Source organism: Streptomyces sp. NPDC042638 (genome assembly GCF_040647235.1).
GTDB lineage: Bacteria > Actinomycetota > Actinomycetes > Streptomycetales > Streptomycetaceae > Streptomyces > Streptomyces rameus.
In genome coordinates this window covers 154,091-171,489 of sequence record NZ_JBEZBT010000009.1, presented here as the reverse complement: position 1 = coordinate 171,489, position 17,399 = coordinate 154,091, and the positions used below count along the sequence as shown (strand labels likewise).

The following is a 17,399-nucleotide window of genomic DNA, read 5'->3' as shown; positions in this document are numbered from 1 at the left end:
CAGGCACGGGGCTACGCTCGGGCCCGTGCCGAAACCAGATGTGGACCCGACCGTGTCGCTCGACCTCCGCGTGGACCGTAGCTCCCCGGTGCCCCTGTACTTCCAGCTCTCCCAGCAGCTGGAGGCCGCCATCGAGCACGGCACCCTCACCCCGGGAAGCCTGCTGGGCAACGAGATCGAGCTGGCCGCGCGGCTCGGTCTGTCCCGGCCGACCGTCCGCCAGGCCATCCAGTCCCTCGTCGACAAGGGCCTCCTCGTCCGGCGCCGGGGCGTGGGCACACAGGTCGTGCACAGCCAGGTCAAGCGCCCGCTGGAACTGAGCAGCCTCTACGACGACCTGGAGGCGGCCGGGCAGCGTCCCGCGACCAAGGTGCTCGTCAACACGGTCGTCCCGGCGTCCGCCGCGGTCGCCGCCGCGCTCGGTGTCGCCGAGGGCGGCGACGTCCACCGCGTCGAGCGGCTCCGCCTGGCGCACGGCGAACCGATGGCCTACCTGATCAACCACCTGCCGCCCGGCCTGCTCGACCTGGACACCGACCAGCTGGAGGCGACCGGCCTGTACCGGCTGATGCGGTCCGCGGGGATCACTCTGCACAGCGCCCGCCAGTCCATCGGCGCCCGCGGCGCCACGGCCGCCGAGGCCGAGCGGCTCACCGAGGCCGAAGGGGCCCCGCTGCTCACCATGCAGCGCACCACCTTCGACGACACCGGCCGCGCGGTCGAGTTCGGCGACCACACCTACCGTCCGGGCCGCTACTCCTTCGAGTTCCAGCTGCTCGTACGGCCGTGACCCTCCGCGGTTCTCGTCGCAATGTCCGGACAACATGACCGCTCTGCGGTCCCCAGCCGTGTCATGCGCGTTCCCTGTGTTCGATACTGAGGTGTTTGGGGCAGGTGAGGTCGCCGCCGGGACATGCCGACGGTGAGGTCGCCCGCCCCTTACGCACGTCGGAGCAGAGCAAGAGCACAGCAAGAAGGGGCATGGCCTCGTGGCACGGTTTCGGACCTGGGTAGGCATAGCGCTGGCGGGGGCACTCTCCGTGTCCCTGGCGGGATGCAGCAGCACCGGAGGCAAGCGGGCGGAGGACGCCCGCAAGGCCGCCGCGGCCCAGGGCAGGTCGGCGGTGAACACCCCGCGCTGGACGTTCGCGATGATCACCCACTCGGGAGACGGGGACACCTTCTGGGACATCGTGCAGAGCGGCGCCCGGCAGGCCGCCGTGAAGGACAACATCAAGTTCCTGTACTCGCACGACGACGAGGCCCAGCAGCAGGCGCAGCTGGTGGACGCGGCCGTGGACAAGAAGGTCGACGGCATCATCGTCACCCTCGCCAAGCCGGACGCCATGAAGGCGGCCGTCGCCCGCGCCGAGAAGGCCGGCATCCCGGTGATCACGGTCAACTCGGGCTCGGAGGAGTCCAAGGCGTTCGGTGCGCTCACCCACATCGGCCAGGACGAGACCATCGCCGGCGAGGCCGTCGGCGACGAGCTGAACAAGCGCGGCAGGAAGAAGGCCCTGTGCGTGCTGCACGAGCAGGGCAACGTCGGCCACGAGCAGCGCTGCGACGGCGTCGCCAAGACCTTCCACGGCACGCTGCGCAAGCTCTACGTCAACGGCACCAACATGCCCGACGTGCAGTCCGCGATCGAGGCCAAGCTCCAGGCCGACACGTCCATCGACTCCGTCGTCACCCTGGGCGCGCCCTACGCGGACACCGCCGTGAAGGCGAAGGCGGACGCGGGCAGCAAGGCCGAGATCGACACCTTCGACCTCAACGCCAAGGTCGCGGACGCGCTGAGGGAGGGCACCCTCGGCTTCGCCGTGGACCAGCAGCCGTACCTCCAGGGCTACCAGGCCGTCGACCTGCTGTGGCTGTACAAGTACAACGCCGACGTCCTCGGCGGCGGCAAGCCGGTGCTGACCGGCCCCCAGATCATCACCAAGGACCAGGCGTCCGCGCTGGCGGAGTACGCGGATCGGGGCACCCGATGACCGCCACCCTGGAGCACACCGGCGACGAGACCGCGGACGAGAGAATCCTGCACACCTCTGCGCTGCGGAAGCTGCTCGCCCGTCCGGAACTGGGCTCGGCCGTCGGCGCCCTGGCCGTCTTCGCCTTCTTCGCCTTCGCCGCCGACGGCTTCCTGCGCGCCACCAGCCTCAGCACGGTCCTGTACGCCTCGTCCACCATCGGCATCATGGCCGTACCGGTGGCCCTGCTGATGATCGGCGGCGAGTTCGACCTGTCGGCCGGTGTCCTCGTGACGTCCTCCGCGCTGGTCTCGTCGATGTTCAGCTACCAGATGACGGCGAACACCTGGGTCGGCGTGGGCGTCTCGCTCCTGACCACGCTGGCCGTCGGCGCCTTCAACGGCTCCGTGCTCACCCGCACCAGGCTGCCCAGCTTCATCGTGACGCTCGGCACGTTCCTGATGCTCACCGGCATGAACCTCGGCTTCACCAAGCTGATCGACGGCACCGTGTCCACCAAGACCATCGCCGACATGGAGGGCTTCGAAAGCGCCCACGCCGTCTTCGCCTCGACGCTCACCCTCGGCGGCGTCGACGTCAAGGTCACCATCCTGTGGTGGCTCGGCCTGGTCGCCCTCGCCTCCTGGATCCTGCTGCGCACCCGCACCGGCAACTGGATCTTCGCCGTCGGCGGCAACGAGGACGCGGCCCGCGCCGTCGGCGTCCCGGTCGCCAAGACCAAGATCGGCCTCTACATGGGCGTCGCGTTCGGCGCCTGGATCTCCGGCCAGCACCTGCTCTTCTCCTTCGACGCCGTCCAGTCCGGCGAGGGCGTCGGCAACGAGCTGATCTACATCATCGCGGCCGTCATCGGCGGCTGCCTGATCACCGGCGGCTACGGCAGCGCGGTCGGCTCGGCCGTGGGCGCGCTCCTGTTCGGCATGACCAGCAAGGGCATCGTCTTCGCCGAGTGGAACCCCGACTGGTTCAAGTTCTTCCTCGGAGCGATGCTGCTCCTCGCGACCCTGCTCAACGCCTGGGTCCGCAAGCGCGCGGAGGCCACGAAATGACCGAGACCGTCACGCGTACGCCCCTGGTGGAGCTGTCCGGCGTCGGCAAGCACTACGGCAGCGTCCGCGCCCTGGAAGGTGTCTCCCTCCAGGTCCACGCGGGCGAGATCACCTGCGTCCTCGGCGACAACGGCGCCGGCAAGTCGACACTGATCAAGACGATCGCGGGCCTGCACCGGCACGACGCCGGCACCCTGCGCATCGAGGGCGAGGAGACCCGCCTCGCCTCCCCGCGCGAGGCCCTGGACCGGGGGATCGCCACCGTCTACCAGGACCTGGCCGTCGTCCCCCTGATGCCGGTCTGGCGCAACTTCTTCCTCGGCTCCGAACCCCGCACCGGCACCGGTCCCTTCAAGCGCCTGGACACCGGGCTGATGCGGCGCACCACCCGCGAGGCGCTGCTGCGCATGGGCATCGACCTGCGCGACGTCGACCAGCCCATCGGCACCCTCTCCGGCGGCGAACGCCAGTGCGTGGCGATCGCCCGTGCCGTCCACTTCGGCGCCAAGGTCCTGATCCTGGACGAGCCGACGGCCGCACTGGGGGTGAAGCAGTCCGGTGTGGTCCTGAAATATGTGGCCGCGGCACGGGACGAAGGCCTGGGTGTTGTCTTGATCACCCACAATCCGCATCACGCGTACCTCGTGGGCGACCGCTTCGTCCTGCTGCGACGCGGCACGATGGTGGGCCACCACACACGGGACGAGATCACGCTGGACGAGCTGACGAAGCAGATGGCGGGAGGAGCCGACCTGGACGCCCTGGTCCATGAACTGCGCCGGACCTGAGGGGCGCGGGGCCCGCGGTGACGTGCGGCCCGGCCGCGTGGCGCGGGCGGCCACCGACGGCCCGCGCCCGTCGCCGGACGCGCACCTCCCGCCCCCGCCCCGCGCGGCACTCGGGGTGAGCGTGCGGCACAATCGAGCCCGATGAGCACCTACCGCGACCTCACGGCCCCCATCGGCTCCCGTCGAGCCCCCGTCCTGCGCACGGTCGGTACCAGGGAACGCCGGTCACACCTGACTGCCCCCCGCGTACCCACCGTCGGCATCGACATCGGCGGCACCAAGGTCATGGCGGGCGTCGTGGACGCCGACGGCAACATCCTGGAGAAGCTCCGCGCGGAGACCCCGGACAAGTCCAAGAGCCCCAAGGTCGTCGAGGACACCATCGTCGAACTGGTCCTGGACCTGTCCGACCGGCACGACGTGCACGCGGTCGGCATCGGCGCGGCCGGCTGGGTCGACGCCGACCGCAACCGCGTCCTGTTCGCACCCCACCTGTCGTGGCGCAACGAACCGCTGCGCGACCGCCTCGCCGGCCGGCTGTCCGTGCCGGTGCTGGTGGACAACGACGCCAACACCGCCGCCTGGGCGGAGTGGCGCTTCGGTGCCGGCCGCGGCGAGGACCACCTCGTCATGATCACCCTGGGCACCGGCATCGGCGGTGCCATCCTGGAGGACGGCCAGGTCAAGCGCGGCAAGTTCGGCGTCGCCGGCGAGTTCGGCCACATGCAGGTCGTGCCCGGCGGCCACCGCTGCCCGTGCGGCAACCGCGGCTGCTGGGAGCAGTACAGCTCCGGCAACGCGCTCGTCCGCGAGGCCAAGGAACTGGCCGTGGCGGACTCCCCGGTGGCCTACGGGATCATCGAGCACGTCAAGGGCAACGTCGACGACATCACCGGCCCGATGATCACCGAGCTGGCCCGCGAGGGCGACGCGATGTGCGTGGAGCTGCTCCAGGACATCGGCCAGTGGCTCGGGGTCGGCATCGCCAACCTCGCGGCGGCGCTCGACCCCTCCTGCTTCGTCATCGGCGGAGGCGTCAGTGCCGCCGACGACCTGCTCATCGGCCCGGCCCGGGACGCCTTCAAGCGCCATCTCACCGGCCGCGGCTACCGCCCCGAGGCCCGCATCACCCGCGCCCAGCTCGGCCCCGAGGCGGGCATGGTGGGCGCCGCCGACCTGGCCCGGCTGGTCGCCCGCCGGTTCCGCCGCGCCAAGCGGCGCCGGGTGGAGCGGCACGAGCGGTACGAGCGGTACGCCCAGGCCCGCCGCGGCCAGGACAGCGCATGACGCCGTCCCTGCCCCACCAGGGCGGGCCGCCCGACGAGCCGGGACGGCCCCCGGAGGACCCACGGCACAAGGCCAGACGCCGCGCGCTGACCCTGCTGATCATCGTCCTGCTCATCGGCGTCCCGGCCGGCTACCTGGTGATCTCCGCGAACCAGAGCCGCAACAGCGGCAAGGACAAGGAGGCGAAGTACTCCGCCACCGGCCTCACCCCCGGCTGGCCGTCCAAGGTGCAGCGCCGCCTCTACCAGGTGGCCGTCCCGCACCCCGCCGACGACATCGCCTACTACGAGACGAACAACTGGAAGACCAGCCGCCTCTACGTCCAGTTCCGCACCAACCCCGCCGGCCTGGACAGCTTCCTGCAGGGCATGCGCCTGCGCCGGGAGCAGCTGAGGAAGGACTACATCGCGGTCGGTGAACGGGACCGGAAGGTCAGCGGCTGGACCTTCGCCGGGCCGGGCCCCTGGTGGGGCCTGACCCACGAGCAGAAGAACCCGGCGCCCACCCAGGACGTGGTCGTCAACCTGTCCGACCCGGAGCACCCGGCGGTGTTCGTGGTCTCCCGCACGGTCCCCTGACCGGCTCAGGCCGGACCTCGGAGCCGACTGTCAGACCCCGCCCGTAGAGTCGAAGACGTCTGATCCGACGCACGGGCGGGAGGTGGCAGGACGTATGAGCGGCACGGCTGCGGTGGCCGAGCGCACGGAAGGTTCCCGGGAGACCGGGACCGGGCTCCCGGTCCCGGTGCGCCTGGCGTCCGTCTTCCTGCCGGCGCCCCTGCCGCGCGAGGGCCGCCTCGCCTTCTGGGACCCCACCGGCGAGCAGCTGCCCACGCCCCCCGGCCGGGCCACGCAGGAGCTGACGGTCGTGAGACGCCATGGCGCCGGTGTGCGCCGCCGCCAGGTGCCCGCGCTGACCCTGCCCCTCGCCGAGGCCCTGCCGCTGCTGGTCCGTGCCCGGCGCGACCCGGCCGCCCACCCGGCCACCGCCTGCTGGGGTGCCGCCGCCCTGCACGCGCTGCGGCTCGTCGCCCGCGGCCGGCTGCTGCCGGGCCTGACCCCCGACGGCCACGACGCCTGGCGGGCCGGCCCCCTGGAGCCCGACGACATCGCCCACCTGCGCGCGATCGCCGCCGCCCTGCCCCCCGAGGGCCACGCCGTGCCCCTCCCGGGCCCGGGCGCGCTCCGGCTGCCCGAGCCGCAGGCCCTGGTCCGCGCCTTCCTGGACGCGGTCGCCGACACCCTGCCGCGCACCCCCGCGGCTCCCTTCGCCTCCGGCCGGCCCTTCGCCGCCCGCGAACCCCAGAGCCTTCCCGGGGCCCACGAGTGGGCCGCCGAGGTCGCCGCCGGCATGGACGCGGGCGTCCGGCTCTCGCTCCGCCTGGACCTGTCCGCGTACGACGTCTTCGACGCCGGTGCGAGCGACGGCGCGCGCGCCGCCGGAGCCGCCGTCGTGCAGGTGCACAGCCTCGCCGACCCCACCCTGGTGGCCGACGCGGCTGCCCTGTGGGCGGGGGAGGCCGACACGGCGTTCGGGCCCCGCGCGCGGGTGGACGCGGCCCTCGCCGTCCGGCGCGCCGCCCGGGTGTGGGCGCCCCTGGCCCGCCTCGCCGAGCAGGACGTACCCGACGTCCTCGCCCTGTCCGAGGAGGAGCTCGGTGAGCTGCTCGGCGTGGCGGCGAGCCGGCTGGCCGCCGCCGGTGTCGCCGTCCACTGGCCCCGGGACCTCGCCCGCGACCTGACCGCGACCGCCGTGGTCCGGCCGGCGCCCGGCTCGGCGACCGACGGCACGGGCTTCTTCGAGAGCGAGGACCTGCTCGGGTTCCGCTGGCAGCTGGCGCTCGGCGGCGATCCGCTCACCGAGGCCGAGATGGACGCCCTCGCCGAGGCGCACCGCCCCGTCGTGCGGCTCCGGGACCGCTGGGTGCTGGTCGACCCCGCGCTGGTCCGCAAGGCGCGCAAGCGCGAACTGGGCCTGCTCGACCCGGTCGACGCGCTGTCCGTGGCACTGACCGGCGAGGCCGAGGTCGACGGCGAGAGCGTCGAGGTCGTCCCCGTCGGCGCGCTGGCCGCCCTCCGCGACCGGCTCACCGCGGGTCTGCGCCCCGCGGCCCCGCCCCCCGGCCTGCACGCCACCCTCCGCGACTACCAGCTGCGCGGCCTGGCCTGGCTCGACCTGATGACCTCGCTCGGCCTCGGCGGCTGCCTCGCCGACGACATGGGCCTCGGCAAGACGATCACGCTCATCGCCCTGCACCTCGCGCGCGCCCGTACCGAGCCGACCCTCGTGGTCTGCCCGGCCTCCCTCCTCGGCAACTGGCAGCGGGAGATCACCAGGTTCGCGCCCGGCGTGCCGGTGCGCCGCTTCCACGGCCAGGGCCGCACCCTGGACGGCCTCGGCGGCGGCTTCGTCCTCACCACCTACGGCACCATGCGCTCCACCGCGGCCCGCCTCGCCGAGCAGCCCTGGGGCATGGTCGTCGCCGACGAGGCCCAGCACGTGAAGAACCCCTTCTCCGCGACCGCCAAGGCGCTGCGCACCATCCCGGCCCCCGCGCGCGTGGCGCTCACCGGCACGCCGGTGGAGAACAACCTCTCCGAACTGTGGGCCCTGCTCGACTGGACCACCCCCGGACTCCTCGGCCCGCTGAAGTCCTTCCGCGCACGGCACGCCCGCGCGGTGGAGAACGGCGAGGACGCCGAGGCCGTGGAGCGTCTGTCCCGGCTGGTCCGCCCCTTCCTGCTGCGCCGCAAGAAGTCCGACCCGGGCATCGTCCCCGAACTGCCCCCCAAGACCGAGACGGACCACCCGGTACCCCTCACCCGGGAACAGGCCGCGCTGTACGAGGCGGTGGTGCGCGAGTCGATGCTGGCGATCGAGACGGCCGAGGGCATCGCGCGCCGGGGCCTGGTCCTGAAGCTGCTCGGCGCCCTGAAGCAGATCTGCGACCACCCGGCGCTCTACCTGAAGGAGGACGCGCACGCCGACCGGCCGGCCGCGCGCTCCGGCAAACTCGCCCTCCTGGACGAGCTGCTGGACACCCTGCTCGCCGAGGACGGCTCCGCGCTCGTCTTCACCCAGTACGTCGGCATGGCCCGCATCCTCACCGCCCACCTGTCCGCGCGCGCGATCCCCGTGGACCTGCTGCACGGCGGCACCCCGGTCCCGGAGCGCGAGCGCATGGTCGACCGCTTCCAGAACGGCGAGACCCCGGTGCTGGTCCTCTCCCTGAAGGCCGCCGGCACGGGCCTGAACCTGACCCGCGCGGGCCATGTCATCCACTTCGACCGCTGGTGGAACCCGGCCGTCGAGGAACAGGCCACGGACCGCGCCTACCGCATCGGCCAGACCCAGCCCGTCCAGGTCCACCGCCTGGTCACCGAGGGCACGGTGGAGGACCGCATCGCCGAGATGCTCGCCGCCAAGCGCGCGCTGGCCGACGCCATCCTCGGCTCCGGCGAGGCGGCACTCACCGAACTGACCGACCGCGAGCTGTCCGACCTCGTCTCCCTGCGGAGGACGTCATGACGGGCACCGGCGGACCCCGCCCCGGCGACGCCGCCCGCCGGGCCCTGCGGGCGGCCCGGGAGCGTGCCGAGGCCGAGCGGGAGGGCCCGGCGCGAGCCACGGACGAGGGCGTTCCGGCAGCCCCGGCCGGCTCCCCGCGAGCCCCCGCCGATGCCGGAACCGACGTGCCCGACAGCACGGACCCGAGGCCCGGCGACGTGGCCCGGGCGGCGCTCAGGGGCACCCCGAAGGACGCCGGGCCCGCGCCGGAAGCCGCACCGGGCGCGACACCGCCCGCGCCCGACGCCGCCGTGGAGGCCGGCCCGGGCCCGCGATCCACCGCCCCGAATCCGCCGCGCACGGCACGGGAAACGCCCGGCGCCGGCATGTCTGCCGGTACCCCTGCCGGTGCCGAACCCGGGCGCGCCCGGGGAGACGGTGCCGTGGGGGAGGGCGGCCCGGACGGCGGCGGCGCTGATGACGCCCGTCCCGGTGGAGGCGACGGTGTCGGTGCCGGTCGTGGGGGTGTCGGCGGTGCCCGTCCCGCCGGTGCCGGTGGCGACGATGCCCCTGCCGGCGGTGCCGGTTCCTCCTCCACCGAGGGCCGCCGACCCGGGGACGCCGCTCGGCAGGCACTGCGTGCGGCCCGGCGGGAGGCGTCGCGCGCGCAGGCGGCGGAGCCTCGGGGGCGGGAACGGCGGACGTCCGCGCCTACCGGCCCGGCCGCGCCGCGCCCCTCCGCCGTGGCCGGGCCGGTAGGCGCGGACGCCCGCGTCACGGCCGCGCAGGACATACGGCGCTACCTGGCGACCGCTTTCCGTATGCCCACGTGGGCGGAAGTTCCCGGCGACCCGGACGATCCCGAGTGGGCGGAAGCCGGCGGCGAGCCGGAGGACGCCGCGCGCGCGACACCCGCGTCCACCGAGCCGACTCCCGTGACGCCGGCGCCTTCTCCCTCGGTCTCCGCGTCCACCCCTTCCCCCGGCGAGCCGTCGCCCGAGCTGCCCGCCACGGCTCCCTCGGCTCCGGCGCCCGGCGCTCCGGCGGCCCCGCCGGCCCCCGCGCCGGCCGCATCAGCCGAGCCGTCGCCCGAGCTGCCCCCCACCGCCCCCTTGCCCGAGGCGGTCACCCCTGACGCGCGGGCTGCCGTACGCACCGGTTCCGCCGGGTCGTACGTACCGCAGGCCATGGCCGCCCCCCACCGTGACAGCGAACTCCGCCGTACCTTCCCGGCGTTCGTGGCCCGGGACAGCGGGGGAGCGGGCGGGCAGTTCGCCGGGACCTGGTGGGGCAATGCCTGGGTCGGTGCGCTGGAGCGGGGCGCGCTGGATCCCAAGCGGCTGACGCGGGGCCGTGGTTACGCGGACCAGGGGCATGTGGACGCGATCACCGTGACCCCGGGACTGGTGCTGGCGTACGTGCGCGGGAGCCGGCCGCGTCCGTACCGCGTGCAGGTGCGGGTGCGGACACTGGAGGACGAGGACTGGGAGCGGTTCCTGGACGCCGCGGCCGACCGGCCGGGTCATATCGCGGCGCTGCTCGACAAGGAGCTGCCCCACTCCCTCGCCGACTGCGGTGTCCGCCTGCTTCCCGGCCCCGGGGACCTCGCTCCGCAGTGCAGCTGCCCCGACTTCGGCCACCCCTGCAAGCACGCCGCCGCGCTCTGCTACCAGATGGCCCGCCTGCTCGACGCCGACCCCTTCGTGCTGCTCCTGCTGCGCGGCCGGGGCGAGAAGGAGCTGCTCGACACGCTGTCCCGGCGCAGCGCCGCCCGCGCGGCGCGCGCCGCGCGGGAGCGACAGCCCCGGACCCTGCCCGGGGTCCGGGCCGCCGAGACCCTCGCCCCGCGCGAACTCCCGCGGCTGCCCCCGCCGTTGCCGGTGCCGCCGCACCCCGGGCAGCCCCCGGTGTACCCGTCGGTGCCCGGCGGCCCGGACCCCTTCGCGCTGGACCAGCTGGCGACCGACGCCGCCGCCCGCGCCCACGTCCTGCTCGGCACCGGGCACGACCCGGTCGGCGAGCTGACCCTGTGGCAGGACGCGGTCCGGCTGGCCGCGGCCCGTCCCGGTTCCGGGCTGACCGCGGCCACCCGCACGCTGTACGCCAGGCTCGCGGACGCCGCCGGCCGTGCTCCTGCCGACCTCGCGCGTGCCGTGGCGGCCTGGCGGCAGGGCGGCCTGCCGGGGCTGGCCGTCCTGGAGGAGCCGTGGGACCCGCCGGCCGGCCGGTTCGACCGGGCCCGCCCGCTGTTGCTCGCCGCCGACCTGCCCGCGTTCCGCCCGTGGCGCAATCGGCTCACCCACCCCCGCGGACACGTCCAGCTCCGCCTGGGCCGTGACGGCCTGTGGTACGCGTACGAGTCGGAGCCCGGTCATGACGACTGGTGGCCCCGCGGCACCCCGGACCTCGACCCGGTCGGCGCGCTGACCGGTCTCGGCGTGCCCGACGACCTCTGAACCGACCGCCGGACGACGGCCGGGGGAGGACGAGCGCAGGACGACGACGGACGGACGCGGGGCTCAGGCCGAGACCGGGTGCGTGGTCACCGCGCACGCGAAGGCGAGTTCGCCGTCCTGCTCGACGGTCACACGGACGCGGCCCTCACCGAGCGACTCGGCCGCCACCCAGGCCGGGGCGTCCAGCTCCGCGTACCGGTGGAAGGACGCCTCCATGCCCGTGGCCAGAACCGGCGCCGGCCCCAGGTGGTGCTGGGCAGCCTGCCGGGCCGCCTCCAGCAGCAGCATGCCGGGAGCGTGATCGTTCGGGTGGTCGAAGATGACGGGGTGCGCGGTGTGCACCCGCAGCTGCCAGCGGCCGTCGCTGCCACGGGGTGAGAGCACCACGTCGGGCCGGCGGTCCCGGCCCACGAGGCCGGGGCTCAGCGGCAGCGGCGGCTCGATGGCGTCGGCCATCGCCTGTTCGGCGTCCGCGTAGGCCCCGCGCAGCCGTCGGTACAGCGCCCTGCCGTGCGAACTGAACGCGGTCGACGCGGTGGCGAGGTGGCGCCCGTCGCTGGTGGCGGTCACCTCCATGCGCAGCCCGCGCAGGACGCCGGCCCGCTGCTCCACGTCCGAGCAGCGGATGTGCAGCTCCAGTTCGGCGGGCGTGGTGCCGGCGCGCAGCGCCGCCGGGTCGAGCGAGACCCGCAGATCGCGCCATATCTGTTTGTGGTCCATGGGCGCCCCGTACACCGCGTGCGACAGCAGCGGCACCGTCTGCCGCAGCGTCTCGCTGAACAGCAGCGGGTCGTGGAAGCCTTCGATCGGGCCGTAGAACGAGTGGGCGCGCGGCCACTGGGCCGTGACCGTGCAGGTGTCCGCGTCCGTCTGCCGCCATCCGGTGAGGAACACCTCGGTGACGGCCGCGCGGTGGACGTACTCCTTGGGAACGGTCGTCGTCAAAGTGGCCGGTACCACGGGTGTTGTGGCGGGCAGTGCCGCCCGGAAGTCCGTGACCATGCTGTCGATGGGCGCATACGTAGTCATGTGCCTCTCCCCCATGGCAGTTGAGAACAGCGCGGAGCGGTGAGCGGTGCGGCGACGGGCAGCACTGTACGGACTGACCGGTTTTTTTTCCAGCTTTTCCGGATCTCCGTCGGCAGGCCAGGGGCGGGACGTCGGCGCGCCCGCCCGGACTCGGCGCCCCACCGTGCAGGTCATGATCAATGGACTATTCGACGGGGCCCGTGTGAGGATCTGGACCGGTCATCAGGTATACCGGTCCGCTGCCCGCGCGTCGCGTACGGTGGACCGTCCGGAGGGGAGAGGACATCCATGACCGAGCAGCTCAGCAAGCTCCGCATGGCCGCGCTCAACATCGACGGAGTGCTGCTGAACGATACATTCAGCCCCGTCATCCACCAGTTCGTCACCAGCCGGGGCGGCACGTACTCCGCCGGTCTGGAGCGCCGCATCTTCTCCCAGCCGCGGGTGGTCGCGGGCCGGGTGCTCGCGGACACGTGCGGGCTGTCGACCTCCCCGATGGAGACGATCGCGCTCTACCTGGAAGAGAGGGAGCGCTACCTCGCCGACCACCCGGTCCGCATCCTCGACGGTGCCGAGGAACTGCTGCGCAGGCTCCGCGCGCTGGGACTGCGGACCGTCTGTTACGGCGGGCTCGACGCCTCCCACTTCGACCGGTACCTGGGCCACCTGGCCGGTCTGTTCGACGAGCCCCGCTACGTGTGCACCAACGACATCCGCCCCGGCCTGTACGAGATCGCGGTCGACGTCGCCGGACTCGCCTGCGACGAGGTGCTGTTCGTCGACGACGTGGCCCGGGTCGCCGAGGCGGCCCGCGAGCTGGGCGCCCCGTTCGTCGGACTCCCCAGCGACTTCGAGCACGGCCACCAGAGGCAGCTCATGGCGGAGGCCGGGGCCCGCCATCTCGTCGGCTCCCTCGACGAGATCGACGACCGGCTGCTGCGCACGATCGACGCCGAGGCCCAGGCCGGCACGCTGTGGGAGCGGGCGGCGGGGAAGGCCGGGGCATGACCTCTGGCGGGGGCATGCTGGCCGGAAAGGTCATGCTGGTCACGGGAGCGAGCAGCGGTATAGGAGCGGCCGCGGCCCGGGTGGGCGCGCAACACGGTGCCGCACTGGTGCTGATGGCCCGCCGTCTGCCACGACTCGAGGAGCTGGCGGCCCGGTTGCGGGACGAAGGGGCCGAAGTCTCCTGCTCCGTCGGTGATGTCACCAGCTCCGCCGATGTGGAGCGTGCGGTGGGACTCGCCGTGGACCGGTACGGCAGGCTCGACGCCGCGTTCAACAACGCCGGCACGACGACCGAGCCGGCGCTCCTGCACGAGACGGACGACGCCGATTACGACACGGTGCTCGACGTGAACCTCCGTGGCGTCTGGCTCTGTATGAAACACGAGATCAAGGCCATGCTCGCGGGCGGTGGCGGCGGTGCGATCGTCAACAACAGCAGCATCGCCGGGGTCCGTGCCACCTCGGCCGGTGCTCCGTACGTGGCCGCCAAGCACGCCGTGCTCGGCCTGACCAAGGCGGCCGCCGCACAGTACGCGGAGCACGGTGTCCGGGTGAACGCGCTCGCCACGGGCCTGACCCGCTCCGAGATGTCGGAGGGCATCTTCGCCCGCGACCCCGCGGCGGAGGAACGGATGCGGCGCCGCAACCCCCAGGGCAGGGTGGCCGATCCGGAGGAGGTGGCCCAGGTCGCGGTGTGGCTCTGCAGCGACCAGGCCAGCTTCGTCACCGGTGCCACCATGGCGGTGGACGGCGGCGCCGGAGCCTGGTGACACCTGGTGGTCAGGCCCGAACCGAGCGGCTTGTGGGATTGGTAAAGTACCTGACATCTGGTTTCTTTTGCTCCGGCGTGCTCTCGTGCGACCGGGATCGGGTATCCGCGTCAGCCAGAGGGGGTGGCATGGCGTGGACGAGAGGACGAACTCATGGCACAGCAGTTGCGCGCGATCCGGACCCGTGGAGCGATTCTGGACGCGGCGGCGGAGGTCTTCGCGCAGCACGGCTACCACGGTGCCAGCATCGCGCAGATCCTCGAGAAGGCTCAGGTCACCAGGGGTGCGCTGTACTTCCACTTCGCTTCCAAGGAGCAGTTGGTGCAGGGCATCTTCGCCCAGCAGGTGACGGAGCAGGGCTACCCGCCGCGCACCTACAAGCTCCAGGAACTGGTCGACGAGGCCATGGCCCTGGCCTGCCGCCTGCCGGAGGAGATCATGCTGCGCGCCGGCGCCAAGCTGGCCATGGAGCCGCAGCTGCAGGAACTCGCGGACGGCGGGCCGTGGGAGGCGTGGGCGCAGCGGTTCGCCGCCGTCGTGGACGCCGCCAAGAGGCACGGCGAGGTCTACCCGCACGTGGTGCCGCAGGACCTGGGCCGGTTCCTGGTCAGCTCCTGGATCGGTGCCCAGATCGTGTCGGAGGTGACGTCCGACTGGACGGATCTGGAGGCGCGTATCTCGTCCCTCTTCGCCTACACGCTGCCGAGCGTCGCACTGCCCGCCATCTTCGCCCAGCTGGACTTCGGCCCGGACCGCGGCACGCGGGTGCTCGCCGAGATGCGGAAGAACCTCGAGCCGGAGCTGGTGGCCGAGCGCGCGGGCTGATCACCTCGGCCTCCCGGTCGCCGGCGGCAGGAAGCCCCCGCCTCCGCGGTCACCCGGCCCATGTGCCCCCCGGCCAGGGGCAGCCCACTGGTGGTCAGAGGCCCGTCGGTGCGAGGGCGCCGGACGCGGGCGAGGCGAGCGCGGGGAGTACCAGCTCCCAGACGCCGGTCAGCCAGGCGCCGTCGGCGCGGTCCGCGCGGACCGTCTCCTGATGGAGTGCGATGGCCAGGGCGAGATCCACGACGGACTCCGCAGGGGCATCGGGCCTGAGGCTCTTCTCGGCGTGCGCGCGCAGCACCGTCCGCCGGAGCGTGGCGCGCCAGGCGAGCCGGCAGTCCGGGGCCGGTCCGCAGGCCGCTCCGCGTTCCCGGGCCAGCCTGAGCCCGACACGGGTGAGCGGATCGGTCGCCAGCCTGTGCGCCAGCCTGCCCACCATGTCGCCCAGCACCCGCAGTGCCGGGGCCCCAGGGTCGTCCAGAGCCAGGAGTTCGGTGCGGGAGCGCTCGCAGGAGAGGTGCTGGACGGCGTCGGCGAGTGCCGACTTGCTGCCGAAGTGGAACGAGAGCGCGCCTTTGCTCACCGCGGCGCGGTCGCTGATCGTCGCCAGCGTGGTGCCCTCGTAGCCGTCCCGGTCGAATACCTGTGCCGCGGCCAGAAGAAGGGCGTTACGGGTCCCCTCGGCCCTCACTTGTCTCATGCGGCGGACTCATCTCGCGGTATGGGTCGTGGAGACGACTCGGTGGTGTCCGGAATGCAGGGCACATGGAAGCAGACCGGGGGGAACCGGGCGTTCTCCCGCACGGCATCCACCGGTAATTCCGTTTGATGGCCGGGACGGACGGCGGGTAACAGGATCACTGTCCGGTATTGGGCCCGCACCCTGGTGTCGGACGACGCCGTGGTCCGGGGAGCGCCGGTTCTCATCTGGCGCGCAGCCGCGGGCAAAAGCGCATTTCAGCGTGGTACGGAAGAGGCTGGAGCCCTGCTCGGGCGCGGGAGGGGAAGCGCCTTGTAAACCGGATCCCCGGTTTGTAGTGTGTCTCGCGCTTGCCTTCCGGCGCGTCCGTCGGCAGAGGTCCATCTGATGCGGGGGTAGTCATGTGGTTCCGGATGCTCGGTCCCCTGGAGGTCGTCTCCGACGGCCGGGTCATCGATCTGGGGGGCAGCAAGCAACGCGCGACGCTCGGGTTCCTCCTGTTGCAGCCCAATCGAGCGGTGCCCGTCAGCAGTCTGTTGACGGCCCTGTGGGACGTGGGGGAGGCCCCGGTCACGGCCCGGAAGATCCTGCAGAACGCGGTCTGGGGCCTGCGCCGGACGCTAACCTCCGAGGGTGCGTCCGCCGGTGTCGCCCTGCGCACCCGGCCTCCCGGTTACGCGCTGGAGGTCGACCCGGAACACATCGATCTGCACCGGTTCCGCAGACTGGTGGAGGAGGGGCGGACCCTGCTCGGCGCGGGCAGGCGGGACGAGGCGGCTCGACGGCTGCGTGAGGCCCTGCGGCTGTGGCGCGGCACGGCCCTCTCCGACCTGGTCGAAGTCGGCCTCGACTGGCGTGAGTTGACCGCCCTGCAGAACATCCGCCTGGACGTGCTGGAGGAATACTTCGAGGCCGAACTGGACTGTGGTCGGCACTACTCGGTGCTCCCCGAGATCGAGACGGTCGTCCAGGCCGAGCCGCTCCGCGAGCGCCCCTGCGGCCAGCTGATGCGCGCCCTGTACCGCTGCGGCCGGCAGGCCGACGCACTCGGCGTCTACAGCCGCCTCCGGGCCTCGTTGGCGAGGCAACTCGGTCTCGAACCGGGCCGCGAGCTGCGGTTGCTGCACCAGGCCATCCTGACGCACGATCCGGCGCTCGAGTTCACTCCGCCCGCTTCACCCCTCGTGCCCTCCACGACGGTGCCGACGGCTCTCGGCGTACCGGTGGCGGCGGACGCCGGCGACCACCAGAAGCCCGCTGTCGCCGACGCGGACAGGTCGCCCGCCCGGCGCCCCGCACAGCGGGAGGTCGGCACGCCGCCACGGGTCGGCGTCAACCTGCGGGTGGGCCGGCCGAACGCATCGGACGCCGTGTCCGACCGGATGGACAGCCGCATCCGGCAGGGAACCGAGAGCCGGGGCGGAACCGTCGGGGCTGCCATGGGCACCGACTCCCCGGGGGCGCTCCCCGCCCGGCAGGGCACCGCCGGGCGTGCGACGGGCGCGGCGGCCGCGGTGCGGACCGTCCGCGCGCCGACGGGGTCCGCCCCCGGGGACGGGGCGGCCAAGGCTGCGATCGTGACCGGCGAGGCGCTGATGCGGCACAGCGCCCGGGAAGGCGTCGGCCTCTCTCTGCCCGCCGACGGCGCGTTGCCGCGCAGGGGCCAGGCGATGCCGCTGCTCGTGCCGGACGCTGAGGTCGAGGTCGTTCGGCAGGACTCGGGAGGCGAGCGGACCCGGCTGTTCCTACGTCCTGCTCGCCGGCGGCCCACTCCACCGGCAGCCACGGCGCGCCGTGCCGGGGAGGGCGTCGGCCTCTCCCTGTCCGCCGACGGCGCGTTGCCGCGCAGGGGCCAGGCGATGCCGCTGCTCGTGCCGGACGGTGAGACCGAGGTCTGTCCGCAGGACTAGGACATGCCTCCCCGTTCCGGCACGGCGGCCTGAACCCGCCCGGCCGCCACGGCCTCGGCGCCGGCGTCCCGGCCGGGAG

The 17,399-nt window shown here is 73.3% G+C and carries 14 protein-coding genes; 12 read left to right on the top strand and 2 right to left on the bottom strand.

Features of this window, described 5'->3' with window-relative positions; translation table 11 throughout:
* Positions 1-52: 52 nt before the first annotated feature.
* The 8 genes from AB0B40_RS11065 to AB0B40_RS11030 all read left to right on the top strand — a co-directional run bounded on the left by AB0B40_RS11065 (position 53) and on the right by AB0B40_RS11030 (position 11,081).
* On the top strand, positions 53-790 hold the full coding sequence (locus AB0B40_RS11065) for a GntR family transcriptional regulator (RefSeq protein ID WP_345047957.1): 738 nt from the start codon (positions 53-55) through the stop codon (positions 788-790).
* Between the two features lie 199 nt (positions 791-989).
* A complete protein-coding gene (locus AB0B40_RS11060; protein ID WP_362263743.1) occupies positions 990-1,994 on the top strand; it encodes a sugar ABC transporter substrate-binding protein in 1,005 nt (334 codons plus the stop codon).
* Entirely contained in the window at positions 1,991-3,043 is a 1,053-nt protein-coding gene (locus AB0B40_RS11055; RefSeq protein WP_345047928.1) for an ABC transporter permease, read from the top strand. Before AB0B40_RS11060 ends, AB0B40_RS11055 begins: the two co-directional genes overlap by 4 nt.
* Positions 3,040-3,831, top strand: a complete 792-nt coding sequence (locus AB0B40_RS11050; protein ID WP_345047926.1) for an ATP-binding cassette domain-containing protein — start codon at positions 3,040-3,042, stop codon at positions 3,829-3,831. The genes AB0B40_RS11055 and AB0B40_RS11050 overlap by 4 nt, the downstream gene beginning before the upstream one ends.
* A gap of 141 nt (positions 3,832-3,972) precedes the next feature.
* On the top strand, positions 3,973-5,118 hold the full coding sequence (locus tag AB0B40_RS11045; protein WP_345047925.1) for an ROK family glucokinase: 1,146 nt from the start codon (positions 3,973-3,975) through the stop codon (positions 5,116-5,118).
* Positions 5,115-5,696: a sugar kinase gene (locus tag AB0B40_RS11040; RefSeq protein ID WP_345047924.1), complete on the top strand. Its 582-nt coding sequence runs from the start codon at positions 5,115-5,117 to the stop codon at positions 5,694-5,696. The genes AB0B40_RS11045 and AB0B40_RS11040 overlap by 4 nt, the downstream gene beginning before the upstream one ends.
* 94 nt (positions 5,697-5,790) lie before the next feature.
* On the top strand, positions 5,791-8,646 hold the full coding sequence (locus tag AB0B40_RS11035; RefSeq protein WP_362263742.1) for a DEAD/DEAH box helicase: 2,856 nt from the start codon (positions 5,791-5,793) through the stop codon (positions 8,644-8,646).
* Complete coding sequence (locus AB0B40_RS11030; RefSeq protein WP_362263741.1) at positions 8,643-11,081, top strand: SWIM zinc finger family protein; 2,439 nt, start codon at positions 8,643-8,645, stop codon at positions 11,079-11,081. Before AB0B40_RS11035 ends, AB0B40_RS11030 begins: the two co-directional genes overlap by 4 nt.
* Before the next feature lie 63 nt (positions 11,082-11,144).
* On the opposite strand, the gene AB0B40_RS11025 is transcribed toward AB0B40_RS11030, so the two are convergent.
* On the bottom strand, positions 11,145-12,110 hold the full coding sequence (locus AB0B40_RS11025) for a ScbA/BarX family gamma-butyrolactone biosynthesis protein (RefSeq protein WP_362263740.1): 966 nt from the start codon (positions 12,108-12,110) through the stop codon (positions 11,145-11,147).
* A gap of 288 nt (positions 12,111-12,398) precedes the next feature.
* Between AB0B40_RS11025 and AB0B40_RS11020 the strand changes: the two genes are divergently transcribed.
* The 3 genes from AB0B40_RS11020 to AB0B40_RS11010 all read left to right on the top strand — a co-directional run bounded on the left by AB0B40_RS11020 (position 12,399) and on the right by AB0B40_RS11010 (position 14,713).
* Positions 12,399-13,118, top strand: coding sequence for an HAD family hydrolase (locus AB0B40_RS11020; RefSeq protein WP_345047919.1), 720 nt, complete (start codon positions 12,399-12,401; stop codon positions 13,116-13,118).
* Positions 13,115-13,888, top strand: coding sequence for a glucose 1-dehydrogenase (locus tag AB0B40_RS11015; RefSeq protein WP_362263739.1), 774 nt, complete (start codon positions 13,115-13,117; stop codon positions 13,886-13,888). Before AB0B40_RS11020 ends, AB0B40_RS11015 begins: the two co-directional genes overlap by 4 nt.
* Positions 13,889-14,041: 153 nt before the next feature.
* Positions 14,042-14,713 carry a ScbR family autoregulator-binding transcription factor gene (locus AB0B40_RS11010; protein ID WP_345047916.1) on the top strand — a complete coding sequence of 224 codons (672 nt, stop codon included), beginning with the start codon at positions 14,042-14,044 and terminating at the stop codon, positions 14,711-14,713.
* A gap of 94 nt (positions 14,714-14,807) precedes the next feature.
* On the opposite strand, the gene AB0B40_RS11005 is transcribed toward AB0B40_RS11010, so the two are convergent.
* Positions 14,808-15,410 (bottom strand): helix-turn-helix domain-containing protein, encoded by a 603-nt coding sequence (locus AB0B40_RS11005; protein ID WP_345047914.1) that lies wholly within the window; start codon positions 15,408-15,410, stop codon positions 14,808-14,810.
* A 413-nt stretch (positions 15,411-15,823) separates the two neighbouring features.
* On the opposite strand from AB0B40_RS11005, the gene AB0B40_RS11000 reads away from it, so the two are divergent.
* Positions 15,824-17,320, top strand: coding sequence for an AfsR/SARP family transcriptional regulator (locus AB0B40_RS11000; protein WP_362263738.1), 1,497 nt, complete (start codon positions 15,824-15,826; stop codon positions 17,318-17,320).
* Positions 17,321-17,399: the final 79 nt, after the last annotated feature.